Here is a 25801-nt window from a genome sequence, read left to right on the forward strand (position 1 = left end):
TGACAATTTTATATACTCCATAAACCCTTTAAATTAATTAGGTGGTTTATGTCGCACTTCAAGTTTTACTCTGCCCTGAATTACTCAACAAATGATGGTTCTGCTTCTGTAGCAGCTGGCTGCGATGCCGAACTCTCTGAAGTTGTTGAGCTTGATGTGGCTTTACCAGCACCACCAGTAATAAACTTACTGATCAAATCTTCTAAATCCATTGTACCTTGGGTATTTGAAACAACATCACCACGTTTTAGGTAATTCACCCCACCACCTGGTACAACTTTCAAATACTTCTCACCCAGTAAGCCATTGGTTGCAACCATAATATAAGCATCCTCATCTAAACTGGTGATGGAGGTCATGTTACTGATAAGTTGCTGTTCCATTGCTTTTTGTTTCGCGGCATCAGCTTGTTGATAATCTGAGCTATAACGCAATTCTTCTAAGGCATTTTTCTGCACTTCTTTTAATTGCTCAGTATTAAAGCTGGTTAATTTACCATCCAAATCAAACTTAACTGTTGCTAAACGTGTTACCGGATCAAGCGTAATAGATTCTACACGACCAATGGTCACACCACTCATGGTCACCTTTGCTCGTGGTTTTAAACCATTTACGTTATCAAACTGCGCTGTCATGCTATAGCTATCACGTAGATTTGTACCCACTAAACCACTAACTTTCATCGCAAGAAAAAATAGAGCAATACCGAAGATAATCACAAAAATACCTACGGCCAGCTCACTAGTACGTGATTTCATTAAATCCCTCCGAACATGACCGCAGTCAACACGAAATCAAAACCTAATACACAAAGTGAAGAATATACGACCGTTCTGGTCATCGAAGTCGCGATACCCTCTGGTGTTGGATCACAAGCATAACCTTGATAGACCGCAACCCATGTACAAATCAGCGCAAAAACAATGCTTTTAATAATAGTGCCATTAAAAATATCATGCCCAAACTGAACTGTACTTTGCATACCCCCCCAGAAAGAACCTTCATCAGCACCTAAAAAATCTACGCCAACCAACTTGCCGCCAATGATACCGATCGTTGCAAAAATCACAGTCAACATCGGCAAACTCACAATACCTGCCCACAAACGCGGAGCCACAATTTGACGAAGTGGATCAACGCCAATCATTTCCATACTGGCCAATTGTTCACTCTGTTTCATTGAACCAATTTCGGCAGTGAGAGCCGAGCCTGCGCGCCCTGCAAATAGTAATGCAGCAACAACCGCAGCAAGTTCACGTAACAAAGTTAACGAAATCGCAGTCCCTAACATAGCTTCACTACCAAAAGTGACCAAAATGCTATACATCTGTAAGCCAAGGACAGCGCCAATAAACAAACCTGACACAGCAATAATCAGCAGAGACATGACCCCAACACGATGCATTTGATAGACAAAGCGTTGAAAGCCACCCTTTGAAGGCGCTGAAAATAAAATCTGGATGAGCATAAGTGATGCTGCACCTATCCCCTTTATTCGCTCAATAACGAGTCTACCTAACCAGGCAATCGTATTCATGCACGAACCTCGTTATCTAAATATGCTTGATGAGTAAATTGATATTCAACAGGACCCTCAGCTGAGCCTGTTAAAAATTGACGTACAAATGGGGAAGCATGTGCCTGTAGCTGCTCAGGTGAACCTTCACCCTGAATTTTGCCTTCAGCAACCACATAAATATAATCAGCAATCGATAATGTCTCTGCGACATCATGCGAGACAATAATTGTTGTTAAGTCTAAAGCTTCACGCAAAGAACGAATCAATCGTGTTAGAACACCTTTAACAATTGGATCTTGGCCAGCGAATGGCTCATCATACATAATCAATTCTGGATCAAGTGCAATCGCACGCGCTAAGGCAACACGACGATTCATACCTCCTGAAAGTTCAGATGGCATTAAGGGTTCAGCACCACGTAGCCCAACCGATTCCAACTTTAAAGCGACTAACTCAGCAATCAAATGTTCTGGTAATTGTGTATGCGCACGAATAGGAAATGCAACATTTTCATAAACTGACATATCAGTAAATAACGCACCACTCTGGAATAACATCCCCATACGTGCGCGTGCAGCAAACAAGTCTGGACGAGACATGGCTGCAATATTCTTACCATCGAGCAATACTTCACCATGATCAGGGATTAACTGCCCACCAATCAAACGGAGCAAAGTGGTCTTACCTGTTCCTGAAGGCCCCATAATTGCAGTAATTTGACCACGTCGAATTTTAAGACTGACATCATCATAAATGACGCGTTCCCCTCGGTTAAAGCTCAAGTTTTTAACTTCAATGAGGGCTTCAGCATCGAGAGGAGATTTGTTATTCATACTGGCATTCATTCCTGCACTTTTTATGCACGCATACTATACACTGAAAGATTAAGCGCTTGTTTTTATTTTGATATGCTACGTATGAAGATTATTAATTTATGTAATTGTTCTTTTTATGAACTTCTGTGCTCAACTCATGTTGTGAGCTTGCATTCAAAGAATCGGTATTATTGCGTGCAATAAGTGCATATGCAAAAAATAACCCATTACAAAGCATTAAAATAACAAATAGACATGGCAACCCTTCACCACAAATGAATGACCATATTTGACTTAAAAGACTTTTATTTTGTTTAAGTTTATTCATTTCTTCTATAAAATTTGAATTAGTATACATTTTTATAATTTTACATGACTAATCCTAAATAAAAAAGCCAGTTTTATAACTGGCTCTTCTTTTCATCGGTTTTTTAACGATTAAAAATCGTTTTTGCGACGACGGTCGCCACCGAAAGTTTCTTCACGTGTACCGCGTACTGGACGATCTTCACCAAATTTACGCTTAGGACGGTCTTCACCACCGAAACTACGTTTTGGACGGTCACCAAAACCACCTTCACGTTGTGGGCGATCACCAAAATCGCGCTTTGGACGGTCGCCGAAGCTACCTTCACGACGTGGTTTGTAATCTACACGGTTACCACGGTTGTCATCATTCGAATCAAAACGCGGTTTATCATTGAAACCACCTTCACGACGCGGGCGATCTGAATTGAACTCGCGACGTGGACGGTCTTCACCACCAAAACTACGCTTTGGACGATCTTCAAAACCACCTTCACGACGTGGGCGATCTGAATTGAACTCGCGACGTGGACGATCTTCACCACCAAATGATGGACGTTCACCACGTGGTTTATCATCAAAGTTACGACGTGGACGGTCTTCAAAACCACCTTCACGACGTGGACGATCAGAATTGAATTCGCGACGTGGACGATCTTCACCACCAAATGATGGACGTTCACCACGTGGTTTATCATCGAAGCTACGACGTGGACGATCATCACCACCTTCACGACGTTTAAAATTGCTTTCGCCTTCAAAACGACGACCGCCACCAAAACCACCACGACCACGACCGCCGCCATCACGACCACCGCGACCACGACCGCCGCCATCACGACCTGAACGAGCAGGAGGTGGAGATGGCTCTAAACCTTCAATTTCAGATACATTTAAACGTGCATCTAAGTAATCTTCTAAAGCACGGATTTTGCCACGCTCGCGATAAGTCGCAAGTGTAATCGCTTGACCTGTACGACCCGCACGACCTGTACGACCAATACGGTGTACATAATCTTCGTTTTTCATCGGTAAACCGAAGTTAATCACGTGAGAAATAGTTGGTACGTCTAAACCACGTGCTGCTACGTCAGTTGCAACTAAGATTTTTGCACGACCTTCACGGATGCTGCGTAAACGACGGTTACGAACAGTTTGTGGCATAGCACCATGCAATGCAACAACTGAGTGACCTGCTTCAGCCAATTCTTCAGCAAGCATATCTGTATCTTCTTGCGTGCTTGCAAAGACAACAGCTTGATCTACTGACTCGTCAGACAACCAGTGAGTAAGTAATTTTTTCTTATGCTCAAAACCATCTGTCCAATGTAATGTTTGTGTTACATCAGTGTTAGTGCTGTGACCAGTTTCAATTGCGATACGTTGTGGATCATTCATCATACGTTCAGCAAGACGAATAATACGATCAGCAAAAGTCGCAGAGAACATTAATGTTTGATTACGGTTTGCAGCTAACTCGCCAATTGCTTCTAAATCTTCAGAGAAGCCTAGATCAAGCATACGGTCAGCTTCGTCGACGATTAACGATTCAACTTTATCAAGTTTCAATTGGCGACGATTTACTAAGTCAAGCAAACGACCTGGTGTTGCAACAATCACTTGTGCGCCTTTAAGCTGTTGAATTTGCTTACCAAAAGGCATACCACCCATAATTGCAGCAATACGAACACCTTTCATATGACGTACAAATGCAATTGCATCTTGGCTTACTTGTTGAGCCAATTCACGCGTAGGACATAAAACCAAGATACTTGGTTGAGTCACAGCTTTCATGCGTTCTTTAAATGGCACAAAAGTTTCCTGACCTGCCAAAGCATTTAATGTAGGGAGTAAAAATGCTGCAGTTTTACCAGAACCTGTCTGGCTTGAAACTAATAAATCTTTTCCATCTAACGCAGCTGGAATCGCTTGTTCTTGCACAGGAGTTGGACTTGTAAAACCTAAACCTTCTAGGGCTTGTTGTAAGGTTTCGTGCAAAGAAAATTCGGCAAAAGTTTTGCTCATAGAGAGTTTCACCCTAATGGGTGCTCCATTTTAATAAATACAAAAAAATAGACATCGGCAAAAAGCGGCAAAGCGACTCAAGCTGAAAATAGATGAAGTTCAGCGGCAATCCGAATAACGACGATGTGGACTAAACGCACGCTTGATTACTGCCTCAACCTGAAGAATCGCTAAGCGATTTGGGCGCAAGATATGGTCCTCTCTATGGACAGCGTGCGCTAATATGAATAGAACTGAATGTTCAGGTAATGAACTGGAATTTAAGTGCGTGGGCGGATTATAGCAGAATAATTTTAAAAGTCACCCTTTTTAATTGGTTTTTTCTATTTCGATACATTTTATATTTGTATCCAAGCTACAAAAAAAGCAAAATATTAATAGTAATTAACAACTTGAGTTAATATCCTCCCCATATCTAAAGACTCATCATTTAATATATCTGTAATTGCTTTTACCAAGCACTCAAGAGTCATCTGATCAAGGATAAGCATATCCGCACACCAAAAGCAGGAACCAAAAGCAGACTCACCCGTTCGATTATCCTTAGTCATTAAATATTGAATATTGGCGAGTGTAAAAGCACTTCCAGAAAATGTCTTACCATTAACAGTTAACCAAAAATCAATATTTTGCTCTTCAACTTTAACTACCTGTATTTCATGGTGTGTTTCTATATAAAATAGCTCACTCTCATAAATAATCTTCATAACTCCAACTCCCCACTAACCCGAAAACAAAAAGCCCTCAAACAATGAGGGCTTTTTTTATTTAAATCTACAAATTATTTTGCAGCTTCACCCCAAGCTGGAACAACTGTTTGCATCAGTGGTTTTAACATTTTCAATGAGCAAGCAAGTACTTGACCATTATCAAATGATTCATTACCACCACGAGCATCCACAACCACACCGCCCGCTTCTTTTACAATCAACTCACCCGCAGCAATATCCCACGGTTTTAAACCAATCTCAAAGAAACCATCAAAACGACCTGCAGCGACATAAGCTAAATCCAAAGCAGCAGAGCCACCACGACGGATTTGCGCGCCTGATTTAGTTACAGCCAACAAAGAAGCGAAATGTTGTTCTGCATAAGAAACGATTTCACCGTTACGCTTCGCACGATAAGGATGACCTACCGCAAGGAATGTGCTTTCTAAAGAGTCTTTAACATTGACACGGATACGGCGTTGGTTCATGACTGCGCCACGACCACGGCTTGCAGAGAATAATTCATCACGCACTGGATCATAGATCACACCGTGCTGAGTTACGCCTTTATGTTGTACCGCGATAGAAATACAGAAATGAGGGAAACCGTTGATAAAGTTTTGAGTACCATCTAAAGGATCAATCACCCAGCACCAATCTGCATCGTGACCTTTACCTTCTTGCATACCAAACTCTTCACCAAGGAAGCTATGGTTTTTATAGCTTTTGCGAAGTGTATCAATTGTAAGCTGTTCGATGTAACGGTCAACACGCGTTACTGGACCATCAATGCCTTTTTCTTCAACTTGTAAATCGAGTTTATGACGATTTTGATGTGCCTTTAAAAGCTCTTGACCAACTGTTTGAGCCGCACGCGCAGCCATAACCACCATAGGTTCCATTGAACACCCACTACAAATTTGAAGATTTTGACAAAGAATAATGCATAAAAGCCCTCATATTCTATCAAATATAAGGGCTTTTAGGTAAAAAAAGTTTGCGAAAGATTATTTTCTAATTTACAAAGCGTTAGCGATCTATAACCAAGCTTTCTCAATTGAAGCAAAAATCCCTTGCCCATCTAAACCACAATCTGCAAGCATTTGCTGATGAGTTGCTTGATGTAAAAATGCATCTGGCAAACCTAGATTTAAAATTGGCTTAATGATTTTAGCTTGTGCTAAAAATTCATTTACTGCACTTCCCGCACCCGCCATAACCGCATGCTCTTCCACAGTTACAAACAGTTGAGTAAGAGGCGTTAAATCACGAATGATTTGTTCATCCAACGGCTTCACAAAACGCATATTCACTACACGTACAGCAACTGAATGTTTACTTGCAAATAATTCTGCTGCTTCAACTGATGCTGCAACACGACTACCAAAAGCAAGGATACTGATCTGCTGATCTGCGTCCTGATTAAATTGCGCAACGATTTCAGCTTTACCAATTTCTAAAGCAGTCATTTGCTGTTGAATTTCAGCACCTGTACCAACACCACGTGGATAACGTACGGCAGTTGGTCCATTATAGTGATATGCCGTATGCAACATCTGGCGACATTCATTTTCATCTTTTGGTGCCATGATCACCATGTTAGGTACAGTACGCATATAGGCATAATCATATGCACCTGCATGGGTCGGACCATCTTCACCGACCAAACCAGCACGATCAATCCCGAAAGTCACATCCAGATTTTGCAAGGCAACATCATGGATCAATTGATCATAACCACGTTGCAAGAAAGTTGAATAAATCGCGACAACTGGTTTTAAACCTTCACACGCCATACCCGCTGCTAAAGTCACTGCATGTTGTTCAGCAATCGCAACATCAAAGAAACGTTCAGGGTATTGCTTTGCAAACTGAACCATCCCAGAACCTTCACACATCGCTGGAGTGATTGCGAGTAAACGATCATCTTGCGCCGCTTCATCACATAACCATTGTCCAAACACGTCCGAGTATTTAGGCGGTGATTTTTTTGCAGGTGCAGATGCTGTAGCTGCAATTTTAGTAATCGCATGATAGGTAATCGGGTCTGCTTCAGCAGGCGCAAACCCTTTACCCTTTTTGGTATAAATATGAACTAAACGAGGGCCTTTACGTTTTTTGAGCGCACTAAAAACTTGTGCTAATTGCTCAACGTTGTGTCCATCAAATGGCCCAAAATAATCAAAACCGATCGCTTTAAATAAGTTATCCGCAGCATCTGTTGCAGATTGATGTAACCGTGAGTTATAAGTCCACTTCGGATGTGGCTGAACATAGGCTTGACCATGTTCGTCGACATTCACCAGTTGACCTGTTTCCCAAATTGCAGCTAAATGTCTTGCAAAACCGCCAGTACTGCATGAAATCGACATATCGTTATCATTTAAAACAACGATCAGATCAGCATCATGTGCAACCGCATCATTCATGGCTTCAAATGCCATACCTGCTGTCATTGCACCATCACCAACAATTGCAACCACATCACACGGATCTTTTTGATAACGACGCGCAAGCGACATTCCTAGACCCGCAGAAATTGCTGTTGACGAATGTCCTACACCAAAGCTATCAAATTCAGATTCTTCACGCGCAGGGAAAGCAGCTAAACCATCTTTACTACGAATCGTAGTAATTCGCTCACGACGCCCCGTCAGTACTTTATGTGGATACGCTTGATGACCCACATCCCAAACTAAACGATCATCTGGTGTATTGAAACAGTAGTGCAAAGCAACTGTCAGTTCAATCACACCTAAATTTGCGCCAAAGTGGCCACCGCTTTGCCCTGCCGCATACAAAATATATTGACGCAACTCATCCGCCACTTGTGCGAGTTGGCTTTGCTCGAGCTGACGTAATTGTTGTGGATGATCAATTCCATCTAACAATGGCGTAACAGGACGTTGAGTTGGAATTTCGGTATACAACATAATGTGGCAAAGCCTTTTTAAGCCTGGCAAATCCGAAGCTGGGTTAAATGGGGACAATCATACAATTAAATACGATCTACCTTCAATCAGCCACATGTGCGAATGATGTAGTGCTGAACATTCTCAAGCCAATCTTAAACAACTGACTTACAGATTATCCTGAATTATGTCACTGTTTATCAACCATTATTGTGTGCTTTCTATGAAAAAGAAAAACTTATGTGAAAAATCAGAACTTGCAATTCACTCAATCTTCACACATTAAGCTATACTTTGACAGTTTTTACTAACATAGCGAGCTCTCTGTGCCGATTGAATTTATTGCAACATCAAAGCTACCAACTGCTTTTGGTGACTTCAATATTTCTGTGTTTCAAGACCCTCAAACAGGCGAAGAACATGTGGCGCTTTCTAAAGGTTTAGAAACTCTCCCAACAGGACCTGTTTTAGTCCGTATTCATTCAGAATGCTTAACAGGTGATGCTTTCGCTTCATTAAAGTGTGACTGTGGTCCTCAATTACAAGCGACTCAACGTTTGATTAATGAAGCAGGTCAAGGTGTGATTTTATATCTACGCCAAGAAGGTCGTGGGATTGGTTTAACGAATAAAATTCGCGCCTATGCTTTACAAGATCAAGGGCATGATACAGTTGATGCTAACTTATTGTTAAATCTTCCTGCTGATGCGCGTCGTTATGATATGTGTAGCATTATGCTGGATCATCTACAAATTAAAGAAGTTAAGTTAATTACGAATAACCCGTTAAAACTTAAAGCCCTAACTGATTTAGACATCAATGTGGTTGAGCGTGTACCGTTAACAGTAGGTCGTAACCCATTTAATGAACAATATTTAAAGACCAAACGTGAGCGTATGGATCATCTTTACCAGAAGGATGACTTCTAAGTCATCCTTGATTCAATCAAGCTCATGATAATTCGAAAAATAAGCGATTGTTTTATATCGTCATAGAAAAAATACGGTTATTGGGTATTTTGCGGCGAAGATGTAAATCAAATGCCATGCAAATATTTCTTACGAATGCTTTGCCTTGTTCGGTTACTTGGATATCCTTTGATGTTATCTTTAACAAACCGTCATTCTGCATTTCCTCTAGTTGTACTAATACTTCAGGTAACTCTGGAAAATACAATGCCTCATTCTGCCATGAAGTACTAAAGTGACACATTAAATTGAGTATATGTTGGCGAATGACTAAATCCTCTTCTGTTAATAGATGTCCACGATATACAGGAATCTCATTCTTCTCTAAACGTGCATAATAATCTTCTAGCGTTTTTTCATTTTGCGCAAAGCTGTACCAACTATCACTAATTGAAGACAAACCTAGGCCAATCATGACTTGCGTTTTTGATGAGGTATACCCCATGAAATTACGATGCAGATTTTCTTGTTGGAAAGCTTGATACATTTTGTCATGTTCCAAAGCAAAGTGATCCATACCAATTTCATGATAACCCTGTGCTAAAAGCTTTCTCTTTCCCTCCTCATATAACTGGCGTTTCAACTCATCTTTAGGTACGTCCTGATCTTTAAAACCACGCTGTCCATTGCCCTTAATCCAAGGTACATGAGCATAGCTATAAAATGCCAAACGATCTGGCTTTAGACTATTCGTTTGTTCAATCGTATGTAACACATCAGTCAAGTTCTGAAATGGTAAACCAAAGACCAAGTCATGTGAAATCGAGGTATAGCCAATTTCCCGTGCCCACGTTGTAACCTGTTGTACATGAGCAAATGGTTGAATACGGTGAATTGCTTTCTGAACTTTTTCGTTATAGTCCTGTACCCCATAACTTACTCGGCGAAAACCAAGATCATATAGGGCTTGTAAATGCTCTCGAGTCGTATTATTAGGATGCCCTTCGAAACTAAATTCATATTCATCGCATATATCTGCATTTTCCAATAACCCATTAATCAACTCGATCAAGTGTTGTACAGAGAAAAATGTCGGAGTTCCTCCGCCCAAATGAATTTCTTTAATCCGTGGTTTGTCGACAAGCAACTGGCAGTACAACTCCCATTCTTTTAACACGGCTTGAATATAAGGTTGTTCCACTTCATGGCGCTTGGTTACACGCTTATGACAACCACAAAAAGTGCACAAACTTTCACAAAATGGCAAATGGATATATAAACTAATCCCTTCACTCGTATTTGTCTCATCAAATGCCCGTTTTAAAGTTTGCTTCCACATTTCCAAACTAAAATCTTGTTCTTGCCAGTAAGGAACAGTCGGATAACTGGTGTAACGTGGTCCTGCAACATTGTATTTTTGAATGAGTGAATGAACTTGAGTCATAACGTGCCTATCTGATGTTCAGCTTGCAACAACAAGCATTATCAATACATTCTGCTGAGCTTAACCTAAGAAATCAACCAACCCTTTTGGTCGGAATAATTATGGTTAGATCGATTAGATCCTTTAAGCTGTTCAACCATCTAATTGCAGTTTGAATCACAAAATCAGCTTATTTTTTTTATGATTTCATGGTACATATCCTTCCATCTTTTTTAATGATTAGAAGGTTGAAATGCAGCATCCAACTTCAGCTGATATTCAACGTGTTCGCGAGTTTTTACTCGATCTACAGGCACGGATTTGTGCAGGGCTAGAGCAACAGGAACGTGCAGGCGGTGGCACTGCTGAGTTTATCATTGATGATTGGCAACGAACCGAAGGTGGTGGCGGTCGCTCTCGTGTTCTGCAAAATGGTGACGTGATTGAAAAAGGCGGAGTGATGTTTTCCCACATCAACATCAGTAGACTTCCTGCTTCTGCAACGGAACGCCATCCTCAAATCGCAGGTGCAAAAGCACAAGCGTTGGGCGTTTCTTTAGTGATTCATCCTAAAAATCCCAATATCCCAACTTCACATGCAAATGTACGTTTATTTGTTGCTGAACCTGAGGGTCAAGACCCTGTTTGGTGGTTTGGGGGTGGCTTTGACTTAACTCCTTTCTATCCAGATGATCAAGATATTCAAAACTGGCATCAAACCGCTTATGACTTATGCCAGCCTTTCGGTGACACGGTTTATGCGGAACATAAGCAATGGTGTGATGATTATTTCTATTTAAAACACCGTGATGAACAACGTGGTGTAGGTGGTTTATTCTTTGATGATTTGAACCAATGGGACTTCGAAACTTGCTTTAAATATATTCAAGCCGTTGGTAATGGTTATTTAGAAGCAATCTTGCCTATTTTTGAAAAGCATCGTGAACAGCCTTACACCGAAGCTCAGCGTGAATTCCAATTGTATCGTCGTGGTCGCTATGTTGAATATAATTTAGTCTACGATCGAGGTACCCTGTTTGGCCTACAAACAGGTGGACGTATTGAATCCATTTTAGTGAGTTTACCGAATCTTGCAGGCTGGTCGTATCGCCCTGAATGGGATGCCGACTCAATAGAAAAACGTTTAACAGATTATTATCTAAAACCAAGAGATTGGTTAAGTTTAAATAAATAATTGACCGTAATTATTCAAAGCACCTGAATTTAGGTGCTTTTTTTGTACCTAAAGATTATCGTATATTGTCTCAGCATAAGCATTCAAATATGTTTAATAGCCTCCGTCCCCTCTTTCAACTTTGGATAAAAGTATGACCAAACAATTTGCTGTCATTGGGAATCCGATTGAACAATCCCGCTCACCAGAATTGCATCATGCTTTTGCAGCAAAAACAGGCGTTGATTTGAATTATAAAAAAATTCTTGCTCCGCTAGATGGTTTCGAATCCGCAGTTAAAGCGTTCTTCGATCAAAATGGTGTTGGCATGAATGTAACTGTGCCGTTTAAAGAGCAGGCATTTGCTTTATGTGATCAACTGACTGAACGTGCCAAAATTGCCAAAGCTGTGAACACCTTGTGGATGCAAGATGGCAAACTGTTTGGAGATAATACCGATGGTCAGGGTTTGGTTGCCGCCATTCAAGCCTTAGGTTGGGACCTTAAAAATAGTCGCATTTTAATCTTAGGTGCTGGTGGTGCAACACGTGGTGTCATTTATCCTTTAGTACAAGCAGGTGCAAAGCAGATTGTCATTGCCAATCGTACACTTGCTCGAGCTGAACAATTGGTCTCAGATTTAAAAGATGCCGTGCCTCAGGCGCAACTCTCAGCGCTCAGCTTGGAGCAACTCGCTGGTGAATTTGATTTTGTCATCAATGCCACTTCTGCCAGCTTAACTGGTGATACTTTACAGCTTCCTGAATGCTTGGTTTTTCACCATGCTTATGAAATGGCTTATGGCAAACCTTCAAGCTTTTTGGATCAAGCTCAAGAGCGTCAAGTTCCATCAACAGATGGTTTTGGTATGTTGGTGGGTCAAGCAATTGAAGCTTTTTCTATTTGGAATGGGGTCAAACCTGAATTAAAAGATTTCTTATAATCCACCTATAAATTAATAAACAAAAAAGAACCTGCATTGCGCAGGTTCTTTTGAAGTAATCGCCAATTATTTTGCCATTAGCATTTTCAAATACACTTCTTTAAAGATTTCATAATCAATGAATTCATTATGCTCAATCTTTAATGATTTAATGCTCTTTTCAGATAACTGATTTTTACGAGCATCGACATATACTTGTCCCAAAATCGTTGCGGTTTGTGCTAATAGTAGTTTTTCCTCACTCGAAACTCCATTATCACGCTCAAATTGAACTTGATACTGTTGAGCAAATAGCTGCTGTGGCTGCCTATATTGAGCTTGTAGATTTTTCCAAGCTTGACGATCTTTATCACCATGCATCGCATCATTTACAATACGATTAACAGCTTGTCCCAACTTGTCATCAAACTGATCATCTTGCTCAAGATGATGTTTCTTCTGTAATGCTTCAATGCTCTTCAACGCCTTACCTTGTGGGTTATAGATGTCATCTGTGGCATACCAATAGGCATAAACAGCCGCGATTTCCTGCAATTCCTGACTTGTATAACGTTGTGCAATTTCTGCTTTATTTTCTATCAGCTTGGCAATAAATACCGCTTTAAATGTTTGCTCATAACTATGTGTTGCATCATATCGCTGTTCTGCAATGACCTTGAGTTGATCCTCTAAAGATAACGTATAAGGTTCAACTGAACGCTCTTGAATGCCAGTCTGTCCCAGTTTCTCTGAGAAACTGCCGATTGCTTGTTCCAACATTGAACCTTTACTTGCTTCAGCCCATGTTTTCGCTCGTTTCAATTGAGCCTGATCAATTGGCGTTGCTTGGCCATAATTGGAAATCAACATATCTGCTTTAAGATTAAAACGAGATTTCAGTTCAGGGAGTGCATAATTCAAATCATAATCAATTTTAACTGCTCGCCCTTGCGCGTCTAAACCAATATCCATAGTAAATGGATTACGTTTGTCTTTGGGAGGCAACGTTTCTTCAATCTCAGCCTGATGCTTGATCCATAGCGCTTTAAATGCCTGATCATCAATAAATTGATTTTGATCATACACAGCAAATTCTTTTTCTACGCTTTGTAATTTTTCAACATAAGATAGAAAACCTGATTCGGCTTTTTTCGCATTAAAAACATCAATATCGTAAATACTTTCACAATACTGTGCATCTCCATAAGCAGCCTGTTGAACATTCTGAAGCGCTGTACATTGGGCCTCTGTTAAAGCTTGCTCATCTTCTGAGGAAGAAGCTGCATCTGCGGCAGCATCAGCTGATTCTAAATCATCAGCAACTATCCCAGCTTCTTTGGCAGCATCCATCGCTTGCTGCGCTGCATCGGATACCTTTGGATCAGCTTCATCTTCAACACCAAAGTGCTGATTCACTAAAAGATATAATTGCTGACTGACGACACTTGCATCATCTGCGGAATCTTTACTCGCTAATATGGATGCCGCTGCATCAGGCTTGGTTTTGCTTACAGCATTGGTTTCATCAGCAATCAGCTTTTCTAAGTTTTGTTCTTTAATATTTAAAATGCTTTGCATTAAATATTTTTCATTCACTTTGCTGTACAAATTCGCTTGTAAAATTAATTCTTCAATCGATGTTTTTAAGCGAATTTTTTCGACTACTCCTAAATTTCGATCAGCAGCGGAGACAGACAATGCTTGAATGTTATTTTGATCAGCTAAACGGTAATACACAGCACTTGAAGCTTTCACATACTCTGCAAATTTTTTGTAATCCACTTGCTTAAACATTGCCTGATATTTTGAAAAATCCAAATAAGCTAAATTATTTTGATTTTCTTTGTTCACCAAATACGGCATCAAAGCAAAGTAATTGATATAAAACTTATAATTATTTAAATCTAGAACCATCGGCACTTTTGCTTGAACTAACAAGGTTGGTTTTTCATAACGTGCTGTCAGATTAAACGACCCCATTTTCTGACGATAATGCACAGAACCATCATATTCAAATTGCATATCATTCAATATATTGGCTATGATCCGAGCAAATTTATCAGCTTTAGAACCACCAGAACTTTTGGGCTGTTGTGCCAAAGCATTATAAAGTGCCTGCTTCTGTTTGCTGTTTAAATTAACCTTTTGCTCTTGTAAATATTGATCTACTTTTTGTTTGAGTGCTGCATCTAAGGTTGCCTTTTCTGACGAGGTATTTGATTTATTTTGATCTAGGTCGAGATGAACTTTAAATTTACCACGATAATCGTAACTCGGATATTCATACATCGCATTGATGCTGTTAATGGCTTTCTGTTCAAGGTTTGCAGTAGCAGAATTGGTTTTAATGACATGCTGGGAACATGCAGAAAGACTAAACCCCAATACACATAAAGTTAAATATTTTAAACGCATAGTTTTACCAAATACCCTTATATCATTATATTTACAACTGTAAATTTAATCATTTTCATATTTAAAATGAGTTTCAAACAGCAGCGAAAAGTTGACTTTTTCACGCCCCTCTCATCTGATTAATTCGCTTTTCTGACAGTCTTTTCCATAGTGTTTATCAATGTATTTTTATCACCATTGTGAATAATCAAAGTATCGAAACAGATAATCCAAAACGATTCAAATACAGGATTAAGATTATGCCAGCTTATAAAGCCCCGCTCCGTGATGTTCGCTTCTTAATGAATGAAGTGTTTGATTATCCTGCACACTACCAAACTTTGGCAAGTGGACAGAATGCTGATAAAGATACAGTTGATATGATTCTTGAAGGTGCGGCAGATTACTGCGAAAACGTACTTTCTCCACTGAACCAGTCAGGTGATGAAGAAGGCTGTACCTTTAACAACGGCGAAGTCACCACACCTAAAGGCTTCAAGGAAGCTTATGACCAGTTCGTCATGGGTGGCTGGCAAGGTCTTTCTTACCCAGAAGAGTTTGGTGGTCAAGGCCTGCCAATGTCTTTAAACCTCATCAAGTCTGAAATGATGGGTACTGCAAACTGGTCATTCACCATGTACCCTGGTTTAAGTACAGGTTGTATGAACACCATCATCCAGTTTGGTACAGATGAGCAAAAAGCGACTTATATGCCTAAACTGGTTGAAGGTACTTGGTCAGGCACAATGTGCTTAACGGAACCTCAATGTGGTACAGACTTAGGTCAAGTTAAAACTAAAGCTGAACCTGCTGCTGACGGTACTTATAAAATCTCTGGTACTAAAATCTTCATCTCTGCGGGTGAGCATGATTTAACTGAAAACATTATCCACATCGTACTTGCGCGTCTTCCAGACGCACCTGCTGGTACCCGTGGTATCTCGTTATTCATCGTGCCTAAGTTCATCCCAACTGCTGACGGCGGTGTAGGTGAGCGTAATACCGTATCTTGTGGTTCAATCGAACACAAAATGGGTATCCGTGCTTCAGCAACTGCTGTATTGAACTTCGATAACGCTACTGGTTACCTCATTGGTGAAATCAACAAAGGTTTGCATGCAATGTTTACTTTCATGAACACTGCACGTATTGGTACAGCGGTTCAAGGTATTGCACATGCTGAACTTTCTTTCCAAGGTGCGTTACCTTATGCGAAAGACCGTATGTCTATGCGCGCACTTTCTGGTAAAAAAGAGCCAGAGCGTGTTGCTGATGCAATCATTCACCACGCAGACGTTCGCCGCATGCTTTTAACTCAAAAAGCTGTAGCTGAAGGTGGTCGTGCAATGATTTATCACGCTGCCAAACTTGCAGATAAAATGGCGGATGCGCTGGCAAGTGGTGATCAAGCTGCTTATGAAGCTGCCGATGACAAACTTGGTTTCTATACTCCAATTCTTAAAGGTTTCTTGACTGAATTAGGTTTGGAAGCTGCAAACCATGGTATCCAAGTATATGGCGGTCATGGTTTCATCAAAGAATGGGGCATGGAACAAATCGCACGTGATGCACGTATCTCAACATTGTATGAAGGTACAACGGGTGTCCAAGCGCTTGACTTATTAGGTCGTAAAGTTCTTTTAAGCTCAAAAGGTAAAGTTGTTCGTGACTATACTGCTGAAATCTTAAAATTCTGTGCTGCGCATGCTCGCAACAAGTATTTACGTCGCTTCGCTTGGGACTTAACTAAGGTTTGCGCTCAATGGAACACATTAACTGTTCGCATCATGCTTGCAGCGCGTAAAGACCGTGACATCGTATCTTCTGCTTCTGCTGATTTCTTGATGTTCTCTGGCTACGTGATGATGGCTTACTTCTGGGCTCAACAGGCAGTGATTGCTTCTGAGAAACTGGAAGCAGGCAACGGTGCTGAAACGCCTGAATTCTATAAAGCAAAAATCAAGGTTGCTGACTTCTACTTTGACCGTTTATTGCCACGTGCACAAGGTCACGCAGAATCAATGGTAACGACTTCACGTACTTTGACTTCACTTGCTCCAGAACACTTCAGCTTCGATTACTAATCGGAACTGACAAAAAAGAGCGCTTGATGCGCTCTTTTTTTATACTCATTTTTCTATTCCGCCTTTTCAAACACATAGGCTTTTTTAGGAAATGGATATTCCTTAAAGAACTTACGGTTGCGGCCCTGATCCCCATTCCAGATTTTATCCAGATCCATCACAAGATTCTGGTCCTGATTGATCCGATAATATAAATTCACATCCACCGCATCACAGCGCACAACGATCTCTTGTTCTGTGGGCTCAACATGCCATTGCACCTGCTTACAGGTTCGCTCTATTTTGGCCATATTGCGCGATGGATCTGAACCCAAACGCCCGAAACTGGTATTGGTCCAATAAACTGAACCATCTTCTAATAAATTTAAGATATATTCCGCTTCTTTTTCATCTTTGACACAACCGGCAAATGCATCAGTACAAGGAATACGCGCATGATAGCGCCCAACATATTGCATATCTTGTTGAGTCGGTTGCGTCATATGTTTAGAAGCAACATGAGGAACTGTTGCTTGTCCAGCAACCTCAGTCAGTGACATTCCTTCACTTGCACTTGTTCGTGCTTGCTCAGCATCTAACATGACTGGAATAGAACTTTCATCACCAGTTGGCTGCGCTTGGTTTGATGTTTTCATTGAATCTGGATGATAGCTATCACAAGCACTCAAGCCCAAACTCAATAAAAATCCTACACTAACATGCTGTAAGAAGAACCTGAACTGCATATCCACAAATCTCTAGTATCAACATCGTTGTCACACTTTTTTCAAAAACATCCGATGGTTCTGCAAAATATAGGAAGCATTTGAATATTCGTCTATTCCCTCAAATGGGTAATTATGGCGGACGTAACTTAATGAAATAGCAAATTAACAAAGCAGTATGCTTTAAGTCGGTGCATTTTAGGTGATACTGTCGTTTTTTCCATCAGCCTTTTACACACCGTAACGATTCTCCCATCTGTTTAAACTTTAAAAAAACCAGTTCACCCCTATCTCATTATTAACAGCGACTTATCATGAATGAAGCCTCATTCTGTTGCTGTATCAAATATTTTAGGAGAAAAATTAAATGACCAATTCTGGTTTATATCGCTCAAACCGACAAAGCATGATCGCTGGTGTAATGGGCGGTATTGCGGAACGTTTTGGTTGGAATGCAAATTTATTACGCTTGATCTTTGTAGTGATTTCACTCATGAGCGCAGCTTTCCCTGGTATTTTGGTTTACCTGATTTTGTGGTTAGTAATTCCAAAACAACAGCAAAGTCGCGTTGATTATGTACAAGGCTATAATCAGCCCGTAAAAACCGTTTATGAAGACCAAAGCATAAAACGTTAATTTCTTTGCCTCTTTTGGTCGCTACGGTTGAATTTCCCCCTAATACAACCGTAGCTTTTTTTTATTCTGATTGAAGCTTTTGACGATTGAGTTGTTGTTGAAGCGCAGCGATCATATCCGCACGACTAATCATGCCAATCAAACGTTGATTTTCCACGACAGGAATATAATTAAAAGATTTTTCTACAAAATAAGGAATAAGATCTTGAATCGGTTGTAGCGGATCAACCGTTACTACGCGATGACTCATAATTTGATGGACGTAGTGTTGCCATGAATTTCTTGGATCTGTTGCACCTTTAAACCACTCCACAACCTCATACAAAGCAAGTGTCCCGACCAAATTATGCTCTGAATTTACTACAGGCAAACTCATTAAATTTACCGCTTTGAATTTATCTAAGGCTTGCTGAATATCATCATCTTCATGTAGCTTAATCACATCACAACTCATAATATCTTGGCAAACAAATAAGTGATTCAAACGTTCATTGGCATGCTCTTGTGCCTCTAAAATGATCTTTTCCAAATCATACTGACTAATATCTAATAATTCTGTGTGGTGTGCTAAAGCATATTTAATATCTTTAGGTTGGATCGAAACTTTCTGTGTCGGTGTCGGGTCTTTGGAACGCTCATTGACATGCGCTGTAATCGGATAATGACGTCCAATCAAACGATTGAAAAAGACAGCAATCAACAAAAGTAAAATTGAGTTGAGTAATACGGGATACAGCACAAAATGAAAGCCTAGACGATGTACAGCATCACCGCCTAAAACCGCGGTAATCGCCACTGCACCGCTTGGAGGATGCAATGAATCAGTTGTCATCATCATAAAAATGGCTAACCCAACTGCGACACTAAAAGCAGAGGTTAAATCAGGTAATAACTGTGTGCATGTCACACCAATGAAACCAGCCAATATGTTGCCAATCACAACATTCCACGGTTGCGCTAAAGGACTATTCGGAACTGCAAAAAGCAGTACAGAAGAGGCACCCATCGGGGCGATATACCATGCATTCATACCGCCCAATACATACCAACTGATTAAAGAAGATATTGCTAAACCACAAAGCGCACCAAATCCTGAAAGTAAACGTTCTTTGAAAGGTAATACTTTGTAATTCGGTTTTAAGAAATTTAGCCAGTCTGATTGGGTTAAGCTCACAATGCACCTTGCTGGAATAGGGTTGTTTTATTGGTTGCAGCAGTATACGCCGACTCAGACTGAAGATGTATTTAAATTACAGTTTTAAATAATAACGAAAACTGATCAAGGCTAATTTAAATACTCCTCCAATTGCTCCAATCGCTCTGCATATTTTTGCATGGGGCAAAACTCATACATCGGCGAACCGATATAAGCACCAGCATTACGGCACTCTTGATCGACAAAATTTTTCCAGAGCTGTTGTGATTTCATAATGTCCTGATAGCGTTCGAGCTGCTTGTATTCCTGACTCTGTTTTTTTATTTGATCCAATACCTGCACAATCTGCTTTGCATATAAAGTTTTGGTTCTGGTGCTACAGATCTCCACCACAGCATTATTGATATTCCCCAGTTTTAGCCGTTGAATGGTGTTATCGACACATTGGCTATAAGGATCTATCGCTTTATCTTGCGTTTTGGCAAATACCAAAGTACTCAAACAAGCCATAATCAATACTGCTGTTTTTAAAACTAATTTAGTCATGAATGTGTTCTTTTGTTATGTTGGTATTTTTAAAATAATAATCAAAAAAATGCCTTAAACATATTTTTCATTCAAATATCGCCAATAACGTTTAGGCAAATATTGCACATGCAATTTCACATTCTGACGTTCTTTAATATTGATACTATTGAAATAATCTTTCCAAAGCTGATCATATAATTCTTCTTGTTCATCTAATTCTAATTGAAAGTTTTGACTCGCGCCATTTTCGATATTACGGTCAACCTGATGAGCATCTAAAGACACCTCATGAATCTCGTGTAAGTCATAATACAGTCCATATTTGCGTTGTTCGTCATAAATCAACCAACGTTGATCTTGATAACGACGCTTAAAATGCGGCTGTATTAAAGGCAGCACATTAAAATCAGGGCGAACCAAACTTAAAAACAATCCATCTGTAGTTTTCTTAAAACGCACAAATGCTTCCATACGATGCTTTTCGCGTCCCACCTTTTTCGTCCATTGTGAAATCGCTAAAACACTAGGATGCGAATAATTCTTCTCAACTGAATGTTGATGTCGAAAAACATAGATACAGTAATTAAATAAATGCTGATAGGCATCCAAGGATTCCGATAAATAGGCAAAATAAAATTGTTTCAAAGATGAATGCGACAATTTCTGCTGTAAAGCTGACCAAACACGTGCTGCATGTTGCTCATGATTTGGAATTTCAACTACCGTGGCAAATAAACCATGCTGTGCGCCTTGGTTTAAACACAATTGCACGTGGAATTCTTTAAATTGAAAAGCACGAAATACGCAGTTGAGTAAACCGACCATAGAGCCATCAAAATAGTAATAAACCACACCATCACTGAGCATGTTTAGAATCCTAAACTCAGCTGAGGTGACAGTTGTTTAACGTATTTAGATGAACCCTGCGTTAATATTTGCTGACGAATATCAGTCGTAGAAAGTTCCTTTTGAAACCGTGGACTGTCTTCACAGCGAATAAAAAACTGGGCACGTGAATACGCCACACCGAGTTGCTTCAATAAATCAGTATGTATCTTGCCAAAACGACGCGCTTGCACGATTTTCTTGGCTGACTTTACGCCGATGCCTGGTACACGAAGGATCATGCGATAGTCAGCACGATTTAAATCCACTGGAAACTGCTCGGGATGACGCAACGCCCAACTCAGTTTGGGGTCTACATCCAAATCTAAATGTGGGTGTTTTTCATTGACGATTTCATTGACTTCAAAACCATAAAAACGCATCAACCAATCACTTTGATAAAGCCGATTTTCCCTTAATAAAGGCGGCGCCGAACCGACCGCTGGTAAATAGTTATTTTCTGTGTTGATTGGAATATAACCTGAGAAATATACCCGTTTCAGTTTAAATTCCTTGTAATGTCGATCTGCCATCACAAGTACGTCTTGATCAGTTTCCTGATGTGCGCCGACCACCATTTGCGTGGTCTGCCCTGCGGGTACATATTTTGGCACATGCTTGATAATCTGGCGTTCATCTTTGAGTTGAATCAGTCGATCTCGCACTAGCCCCAAGTCTTTTTGTACTTCTTGATGTGATTTTTCAGGCGCAAACGCTTTTAATCCGACCTCAGTTGGCATTTCCAGATTAATGCTCATACGATCTGCATAAAGTCCTGCTTCATGAATCAGCTCAGGCGATGCTCCAGGAATAGTTTTGAGATGAATATAGCCATTAAAATTTTCTTCGAGACGTAGCTTTTTCACCACTTGAAGCATCCGTTCCATCGTATAGTCGGCGGATTTAAAAATACCTGAGCTAAGGAATAATCCCTCTATATAATTACGACGATAAAAATTAATGGTCAGATCAACCACCTCTTGTACCGTAAATGCAGCACGTTTCACATCATTAGAACGGCGCGACACACAATAAGCACAATCAAAAATACAGACATTACTGAACAAGATTTTCAGCAATGAAACACAGCGCCCATCTTCGGTATAGCTATGGCAAATCCCTGCCCGACTGGCATCGCCTAAACCTTTGTCTTTATTCTTACGGTCACTACCACTAGAGGAACAGGACACATCATATTTAGCTGCATCGGCAAGAATTTGTAATTTTTCACGAATGCGATCAGACATAGCAAACACCTCAGTGACAACATCATTTCAAAGCTAACATTTCATGATTTGAAAATTAAGATTGGTAAAGATGTTATGCGTCATGAGGTGACGTTTATGTGAATGGTCTTCCATTCAGAACTTTGCCAACTGGGAAAATATGTCGGCTATTGGGTACGTTTTGAATTAACTCGAAAATTAAACAAAAGCGTTTAAATAATTTATTATCAGAACTTGTCGCTGAAACGCTTGAATCCTTTGCACTGCACCCGAAAATCCTTATACTTAACCACAATTTTTGTTTGATTCCAGTGGATGCACCATGAGTCGTGCTATATCGCATATTGATACATTTCAGGGCTTAATTCTTGCCCTACAAAACTATTGGGCGGAGCAAGGCTGCGTCGTATTACAACCATATGATATGGAAATGGGTGCAGGGACATTCCACACTGCAACTTTCTTACGCGCATTAGGTCCAGAAACCTGGAACGCGGCTTATGTTCAACCTTCACGCCGTCCGAAAGATGGTCGTTATGGTGAGAACCCAAACCGCTTACAACACTACTATCAGTTCCAAGTAGTACTTAAACCAAACCCAGACAATATCCAACAGCTTTATCTTGATTCATTAAAAGCAATCGGCATTGATACGCTGACACACGACATCCGTTTCGTCGAAGATAACTGGGAATCTCCAACACTTGGCGCTTGGGGCTTAGGTTGGGAAGTTTGGCTCAATGGTATGGAAGTGACTCAATTCACTTACTTCCAACAAGTCGGCGGTGTTGAATGTTACCCAGTAACAGGTGAAATCACATACGGTTTAGAACGTCTTGCGATGTACCTGCAAGGTGTTGACTCAGTTTACGATCTTGTTTGGACCAAAGGTCAGTTCGGTACTGTGACTTATGGTGATGTATTCCATCAAAATGAAGTAGAACAATCGACCTATAACTTCGAATATGCACCAGTCGATAAATTATTTGAATTATTCGATTTCTATGAAGCTGAAGCAGCTCGTTTAATGGAAGCTGAACTTCCACTTCCTGCTTATGAGCAAGTGATTAAAGCATCGCATAGCTTTAACTTATTAGATGCGCGTGGTGCGATTTCTGTAACTGAGCGTCAACGTTATATTTTACGTGTTCGTACCTTAGCGCGTTCAATCGCTCAAAGTTATGTGGCTGCGCGTGCGAAACTCGGTTTCCCAATGGCAGAACCACATTTACGTGATGAAGTATTAGCGCAGTTAAAAGCACAAGTTGAAGCAGAAGCAGCCCAAGCTGAAAAAGCGAAGGAGAATAAATAATGACAAAGCATACTGTTTTATTCGAACTTGGCTGTGAAGAACTTCCACCAAAAAGCTTAAAAACTTTACGTGATGCCTTAAAAGCTGAAACGGAAAAAGGTTTAAAAGATGCAGGCTTAAATTTTGCTGCAATCGAAGCCTATGCTGCACCACGTCGTTTAGCGCTCAAAATTGTTGATATCGATGCGGCTCAAGCAGATACACAAAAACGTTTTGACGGCCCTGCTGTACAAGCGGCTTATGATGCTGAAGGCAAACCGACCAAAGCACTTGAAGGCTTTATGCGCGGTCAAGGTATCACGGTTGATCAACTTTCGACGTTCCAAGCAGGCAAAGTTGAAAAAGTTTGCTTTTTGAAAGATGTGAAAGGTCAAAGCCTTGATGTTTTACTGCCACAAATTTTACAAACTGCATTGGATAACTTACCAATCGCAAAACGTATGCGTTCAGCGGCAAGCCGTACTGAATTCGTACGTCCAGTAAAATGGGTGGTATTGCTGAAAGATGATCAAGTGGTTGAAGCAACTATTCAAGATCATAAAGCAGGTAATGTGACTTATGGTCACCGTTTCCATGCACCTGAAGCAGTGACTTTGGCGCATGCAAATGACTATTTGGCGACTTTAGAACAAGCTTATGTGGTTGCGAACTTCGAAAAACGTCAAGCAACCATTCAAGAACAAGTGAAAAAGTTAGCTGATGAAGTCAATGCAACTGCGATTGTTCCAACGGACTTACTTGATGAAGTCACCAGCTTGGTTGAATGGCCTGTTGCATTACGTGCGACTTTTGAAGAGCGTTATTTAGCTGTTCCTCAAGAAGCCTTGATTACCACCATGCAGGACAATCAAAAGTATTTCTGTTTGATCAATGCCGAAGGTAAATTACAGCCTTACTTCATTACTATTTCAAATATTGAGTCAAAAGATCCGATTCAAATTATTGAAGGCAATGAGAAAGTTGTACGCCCTCGTTTGTCCGATGCAGAATTCTTCTTCTTACAAGATCAAAAGCAACCGCTTGCGTCGCGTAAAGAAAAATTAGCCAATATGGTGTTCCAAGCACAATTAGGCACACTTTGGGATAAATCAGAACGTATTGCTAAATTAGCGGTGGCATTGTCTCCAATTACGGGTGCAAATGTTGCTGATGCTGAGAAAGCTGCGTTACTTGCGAAATGTGACTTAACCTCTGAGCTTGTGGGTGAATTCCCGGAACTTCAAGGGATTGCAGGCACTTATTATGCGCGCCTTGAGGGTGAAAATCATGAAGTTGCCGAAGCTTTAGGTGAGCAGTATTTACCTAAGTTTGCTGGTGATGTATTACCGCAAACCAAGACGGGTACAACGATTGCGCTTGCAGATCGTTTAGATACGCTTGTTGGTATTTTCACAATTGGACAAGTTCCATCAGGTTCTAAAGATCCATTTGCTTTACGCCGTTCTGCAATCGGTATCTTACGTTTGATCATTGAAAATGAATTGGATTTCAACCTTAAAGATATCTTAGCTACTGCATATAAGTTAGTAATTGATGATATTAGTCGTGTATCAGGTCAAACGGTGATGACACAAATGACTTCTGATAACTCTACAATCCAGACAGTCCAAGATGTCATTGATTTCTTAGAAGGTCGTTACCGTGCTAAGTATGAAGACCAAGGCGTTGCGGTTGATGTGATTCAAGCGGTTCAAGCACTTGCACCAAAATCTCCTCTTGATTTTGATAAGCGTGTGACTGCGGTCAATCATTTCCGTACTTTACCAGAAGCGGCTGCATTGGCTGCGGCAAACAAACGTGTTGCCAATATTCTTGCAAAAGAAGCAACGCCTGAAGGGGCTGTGGTTGAAGCGAATCTGGTTGAAGCGGCTGAAAAAGCGCTTTATGCAGAACTTCAAGCATTGACACCAGTGGTTCAGCCTTTACTTGCTGCACGTAACTATACAGAAGCGTTGTCTAAGCTTGCTGCACTTCGTGCGCCAATCGATGCCTTCTTTGAAGGTGTAATGGTCATGGCAGATGATGCAGAGTTAAAAGCCAACCGTTTACGTTTATTGGCTCAGTTGCGTGATTTATTCACAGCGATTGCAGATGTAAGTGTATTGCAGGGTTAATGTTAAGTCATTGATGAATATGATAGACCCTGCTATAAATTAGTGGG

At 40.5% G+C, this 25801-nt stretch carries 21 protein-coding genes; 7 read left to right on the plus strand and 14 right to left on the minus strand.

Annotated features, from left to right (window positions below; all coding sequences use genetic code 11):
- Positions 1–80: 80 nt before the first annotated feature.
- The 7 genes from NO346_RS00710 to dxs form a co-directional block, all read right to left on the minus strand.
- Entirely contained in the window at positions 81–758 is a 678-nt protein-coding gene (locus NO346_RS00710; RefSeq protein ID WP_046738988.1) for an outer membrane lipid asymmetry maintenance protein MlaD, read from the minus strand.
- A complete protein-coding gene (gene mlaE, locus NO346_RS00715; protein WP_004660307.1) occupies positions 758–1537 on the minus strand; it encodes a lipid asymmetry maintenance ABC transporter permease subunit MlaE in 780 nt (259 codons plus the stop codon). Before mlaE ends, NO346_RS00710 begins: the two co-directional genes overlap by 1 nt.
- Positions 1534–2352, minus strand: a complete 819-nt coding sequence (locus tag NO346_RS00720) for an ABC transporter ATP-binding protein (RefSeq protein ID WP_005156344.1) — start codon at positions 2350–2352, stop codon at positions 1534–1536. Before NO346_RS00720 ends, mlaE begins: the two co-directional genes overlap by 4 nt.
- Positions 2353–2772: 420 nt before the next feature.
- Positions 2773–4665 (minus strand): DEAD/DEAH box helicase, encoded by a 1893-nt coding sequence (locus NO346_RS00725; protein ID WP_256413884.1) that lies wholly within the window; start codon positions 4663–4665, stop codon positions 2773–2775.
- Between the two features lie 374 nt (positions 4666–5039).
- A complete protein-coding gene (locus NO346_RS00730; protein ID WP_256413885.1) occupies positions 5040–5372 on the minus strand; it encodes a hypothetical protein in 333 nt (110 codons plus the stop codon).
- A 74-nt stretch (positions 5373–5446) separates the two neighbouring features.
- The gene (locus NO346_RS00735) at positions 5447–6277 is read right to left on the minus strand and encodes an inositol monophosphatase family protein (RefSeq protein ID WP_256413886.1); all 831 of its coding nucleotides are present in this window, start codon (positions 6275–6277) and stop codon (positions 5447–5449) included.
- 135 nt (positions 6278–6412) lie between these two features.
- Positions 6413–8308 (minus strand): 1-deoxy-D-xylulose-5-phosphate synthase, encoded by a 1896-nt coding sequence (gene dxs, locus NO346_RS00740; RefSeq protein WP_256413887.1) that lies wholly within the window; start codon positions 8306–8308, stop codon positions 6413–6415.
- 305 nt (positions 8309–8613) lie between these two features.
- On the opposite strand from dxs, the gene ribA reads away from it, so the two are divergent.
- Positions 8614–9216 (plus strand): GTP cyclohydrolase II, encoded by a 603-nt coding sequence (gene ribA / locus NO346_RS00745; protein WP_249570510.1) that lies wholly within the window; start codon positions 8614–8616, stop codon positions 9214–9216.
- Positions 9217–9268: 52 nt separating this feature from the next.
- On the opposite strand, the gene hemN is transcribed toward ribA, so the two are convergent.
- The gene (gene hemN / locus NO346_RS00750) at positions 9269–10639 is read right to left on the minus strand and encodes an oxygen-independent coproporphyrinogen III oxidase (protein WP_256413888.1); all 1371 of its coding nucleotides are present in this window, start codon (positions 10637–10639) and stop codon (positions 9269–9271) included.
- 232 nt (positions 10640–10871) lie between these two features.
- On the opposite strand from hemN, the gene hemF reads away from it, so the two are divergent.
- Positions 10872–11813: an oxygen-dependent coproporphyrinogen oxidase gene (gene hemF, locus NO346_RS00755; RefSeq protein ID WP_208728016.1), complete on the plus strand. Its 942-nt coding sequence runs from the start codon at positions 10872–10874 to the stop codon at positions 11811–11813.
- A gap of 133 nt (positions 11814–11946) precedes the next feature.
- Positions 11947–12735, plus strand: coding sequence for a shikimate dehydrogenase (aroE, locus tag NO346_RS00760; RefSeq protein ID WP_208728017.1), 789 nt, complete (start codon positions 11947–11949; stop codon positions 12733–12735).
- Between the two features lie 66 nt (positions 12736–12801).
- Here aroE and NO346_RS00765 read toward each other — a convergent pair whose 3' ends face one another.
- Complete coding sequence (locus NO346_RS00765) at positions 12802–15129, minus strand: hypothetical protein (protein ID WP_256413889.1); 2328 nt, start codon at positions 15127–15129, stop codon at positions 12802–12804.
- A gap of 239 nt (positions 15130–15368) precedes the next feature.
- Here NO346_RS00765 and NO346_RS00770 point away from each other — a divergent pair, with 239 nt between their 5' ends.
- On the plus strand, positions 15369–17192 hold the full coding sequence (locus tag NO346_RS00770; RefSeq protein WP_208728019.1) for an acyl-CoA dehydrogenase C-terminal domain-containing protein: 1824 nt from the start codon (positions 15369–15371) through the stop codon (positions 17190–17192).
- Positions 17193–17245: 53 nt separating this feature from the next.
- Here the strand turns inward: NO346_RS00770 and NO346_RS00775 are convergent, their stop codons facing one another.
- On the minus strand, positions 17246–17917 hold the full coding sequence (locus NO346_RS00775; protein WP_256413890.1) for a hypothetical protein: 672 nt from the start codon (positions 17915–17917) through the stop codon (positions 17246–17248).
- A gap of 346 nt (positions 17918–18263) precedes the next feature.
- Here NO346_RS00775 and NO346_RS00780 point away from each other — a divergent pair, with 346 nt between their 5' ends.
- Positions 18264–18533 (plus strand): PspC domain-containing protein, encoded by a 270-nt coding sequence (locus NO346_RS00780; protein WP_005156379.1) that lies wholly within the window; start codon positions 18264–18266, stop codon positions 18531–18533.
- Between the two features lie 61 nt (positions 18534–18594).
- Here the strand turns inward: NO346_RS00780 and NO346_RS00785 are convergent, their stop codons facing one another.
- From NO346_RS00785 to NO346_RS00800, 4 genes are all read right to left on the minus strand, one after another.
- Entirely contained in the window at positions 18595–19707 is a 1113-nt protein-coding gene (locus NO346_RS00785) for an HPP family protein (RefSeq protein WP_256413891.1), read from the minus strand.
- Positions 19708–19818: 111 nt separating this feature from the next.
- Entirely contained in the window at positions 19819–20235 is a 417-nt protein-coding gene (locus NO346_RS00790) for a lysozyme inhibitor LprI family protein (protein WP_256413892.1), read from the minus strand.
- A gap of 54 nt (positions 20236–20289) precedes the next feature.
- Positions 20290–21084 carry a TIGR03915 family putative DNA repair protein gene (locus tag NO346_RS00795; RefSeq protein ID WP_151760312.1) on the minus strand — a complete coding sequence of 265 codons (795 nt, stop codon included), beginning with the start codon at positions 21082–21084 and terminating at the stop codon, positions 20290–20292.
- A 2-nt stretch (positions 21085–21086) separates the two neighbouring features.
- Positions 21087–22349: a putative DNA modification/repair radical SAM protein gene (locus NO346_RS00800; protein WP_004757055.1), complete on the minus strand. Its 1263-nt coding sequence runs from the start codon at positions 22347–22349 to the stop codon at positions 21087–21089.
- A gap of 301 nt (positions 22350–22650) precedes the next feature.
- Between NO346_RS00800 and glyQ the strand changes: the two genes are divergently transcribed.
- Both glyQ and glyS read left to right on the plus strand, forming a co-directional pair.
- Positions 22651–23640: a glycine--tRNA ligase subunit alpha gene (glyQ, locus tag NO346_RS00805; RefSeq protein ID WP_004641159.1), complete on the plus strand. Its 990-nt coding sequence runs from the start codon at positions 22651–22653 to the stop codon at positions 23638–23640.
- Entirely contained in the window at positions 23640–25754 is a 2115-nt protein-coding gene (gene glyS, locus NO346_RS00810; RefSeq protein WP_256413893.1) for a glycine--tRNA ligase subunit beta, read from the plus strand. The genes glyQ and glyS overlap by 1 nt, the downstream gene beginning before the upstream one ends.
- The last annotated feature ends 47 nt before the right edge of the window (positions 25755–25801 follow it).

Origin of the sequence: Acinetobacter sp. 5862 (genome assembly GCF_024494585.1) — a bacterium.
Taxonomy (GTDB): domain Bacteria; phylum Pseudomonadota; class Gammaproteobacteria; order Pseudomonadales; family Moraxellaceae; genus Acinetobacter.

What these genes read in the sequence shown, in the direction of transcription:
- NO346_RS00710 (WP_046738988.1), bottom strand. Translation starts at nt 758, where the DNA reads ATGAAATCACGTACTAGTGAGCTGGCCGTAGGTATTTTTGTGATTATC.
- mlaE (WP_004660307.1), bottom strand. Translation starts at nt 1,537, where the DNA reads ATGAATACGATTGCCTGGTTAGGTAGACTCGTTATTGAGCGAATAAAG.
- NO346_RS00720 (WP_005156344.1), bottom strand. Translation starts at nt 2,352, where the DNA reads ATGAATAACAAATCTCCTCTCGATGCTGAAGCCCTCATTGAAGTTAAA.
- NO346_RS00725 (WP_256413884.1), bottom strand. Translation starts at nt 4,665, where the DNA reads ATGAGCAAAACTTTTGCCGAATTTTCTTTGCACGAAACCTTACAACAA.
- NO346_RS00730 (WP_256413885.1), bottom strand. Translation starts at nt 5,372, where the DNA reads ATGAAGATTATTTATGAGAGTGAGCTATTTTATATAGAAACACACCAT.
- NO346_RS00735 (WP_256413886.1), bottom strand. Translation starts at nt 6,277, where the DNA reads ATGGAACCTATGGTGGTTATGGCTGCGCGTGCGGCTCAAACAGTTGGT.
- dxs (WP_256413887.1), bottom strand. Translation starts at nt 8,308, where the DNA reads ATGTTGTATACCGAAATTCCAACTCAACGTCCTGTTACGCCATTGTTA.
- hemN (WP_256413888.1), bottom strand. Translation starts at nt 10,639, where the DNA reads ATGACTCAAGTTCATTCACTCATTCAAAAATACAATGTTGCAGGACCA.
- hemF (WP_208728016.1), top strand. Translation starts at nt 10,872, where the DNA reads ATGCAGCATCCAACTTCAGCTGATATTCAACGTGTTCGCGAGTTTTTA.
- aroE (WP_208728017.1), top strand. Translation starts at nt 11,947, where the DNA reads ATGACCAAACAATTTGCTGTCATTGGGAATCCGATTGAACAATCCCGC.
- NO346_RS00765 (WP_256413889.1), bottom strand. Translation starts at nt 15,129, where the DNA reads ATGCGTTTAAAATATTTAACTTTATGTGTATTGGGGTTTAGTCTTTCT.
- NO346_RS00770 (WP_208728019.1), top strand. Translation starts at nt 15,369, where the DNA reads ATGCCAGCTTATAAAGCCCCGCTCCGTGATGTTCGCTTCTTAATGAAT.
- NO346_RS00775 (WP_256413890.1), bottom strand. Translation starts at nt 17,917, where the DNA reads ATGCAGTTCAGGTTCTTCTTACAGCATGTTAGTGTAGGATTTTTATTG.
- NO346_RS00780 (WP_005156379.1), top strand. Translation starts at nt 18,264, where the DNA reads ATGACCAATTCTGGTTTATATCGCTCAAACCGACAAAGCATGATCGCT.
- NO346_RS00790 (WP_256413892.1), bottom strand. Translation starts at nt 20,235, where the DNA reads ATGACTAAATTAGTTTTAAAAACAGCAGTATTGATTATGGCTTGTTTG.
- NO346_RS00795 (WP_151760312.1), bottom strand. Translation starts at nt 21,084, where the DNA reads ATGCTCAGTGATGGTGTGGTTTATTACTATTTTGATGGCTCTATGGTC.
- NO346_RS00800 (WP_004757055.1), bottom strand. Translation starts at nt 22,349, where the DNA reads ATGTCTGATCGCATTCGTGAAAAATTACAAATTCTTGCCGATGCAGCT.
- glyQ (WP_004641159.1), top strand. Translation starts at nt 22,651, where the DNA reads ATGAGTCGTGCTATATCGCATATTGATACATTTCAGGGCTTAATTCTT.
- glyS (WP_256413893.1), top strand. Translation starts at nt 23,640, where the DNA reads ATGACAAAGCATACTGTTTTATTCGAACTTGGCTGTGAAGAACTTCCA.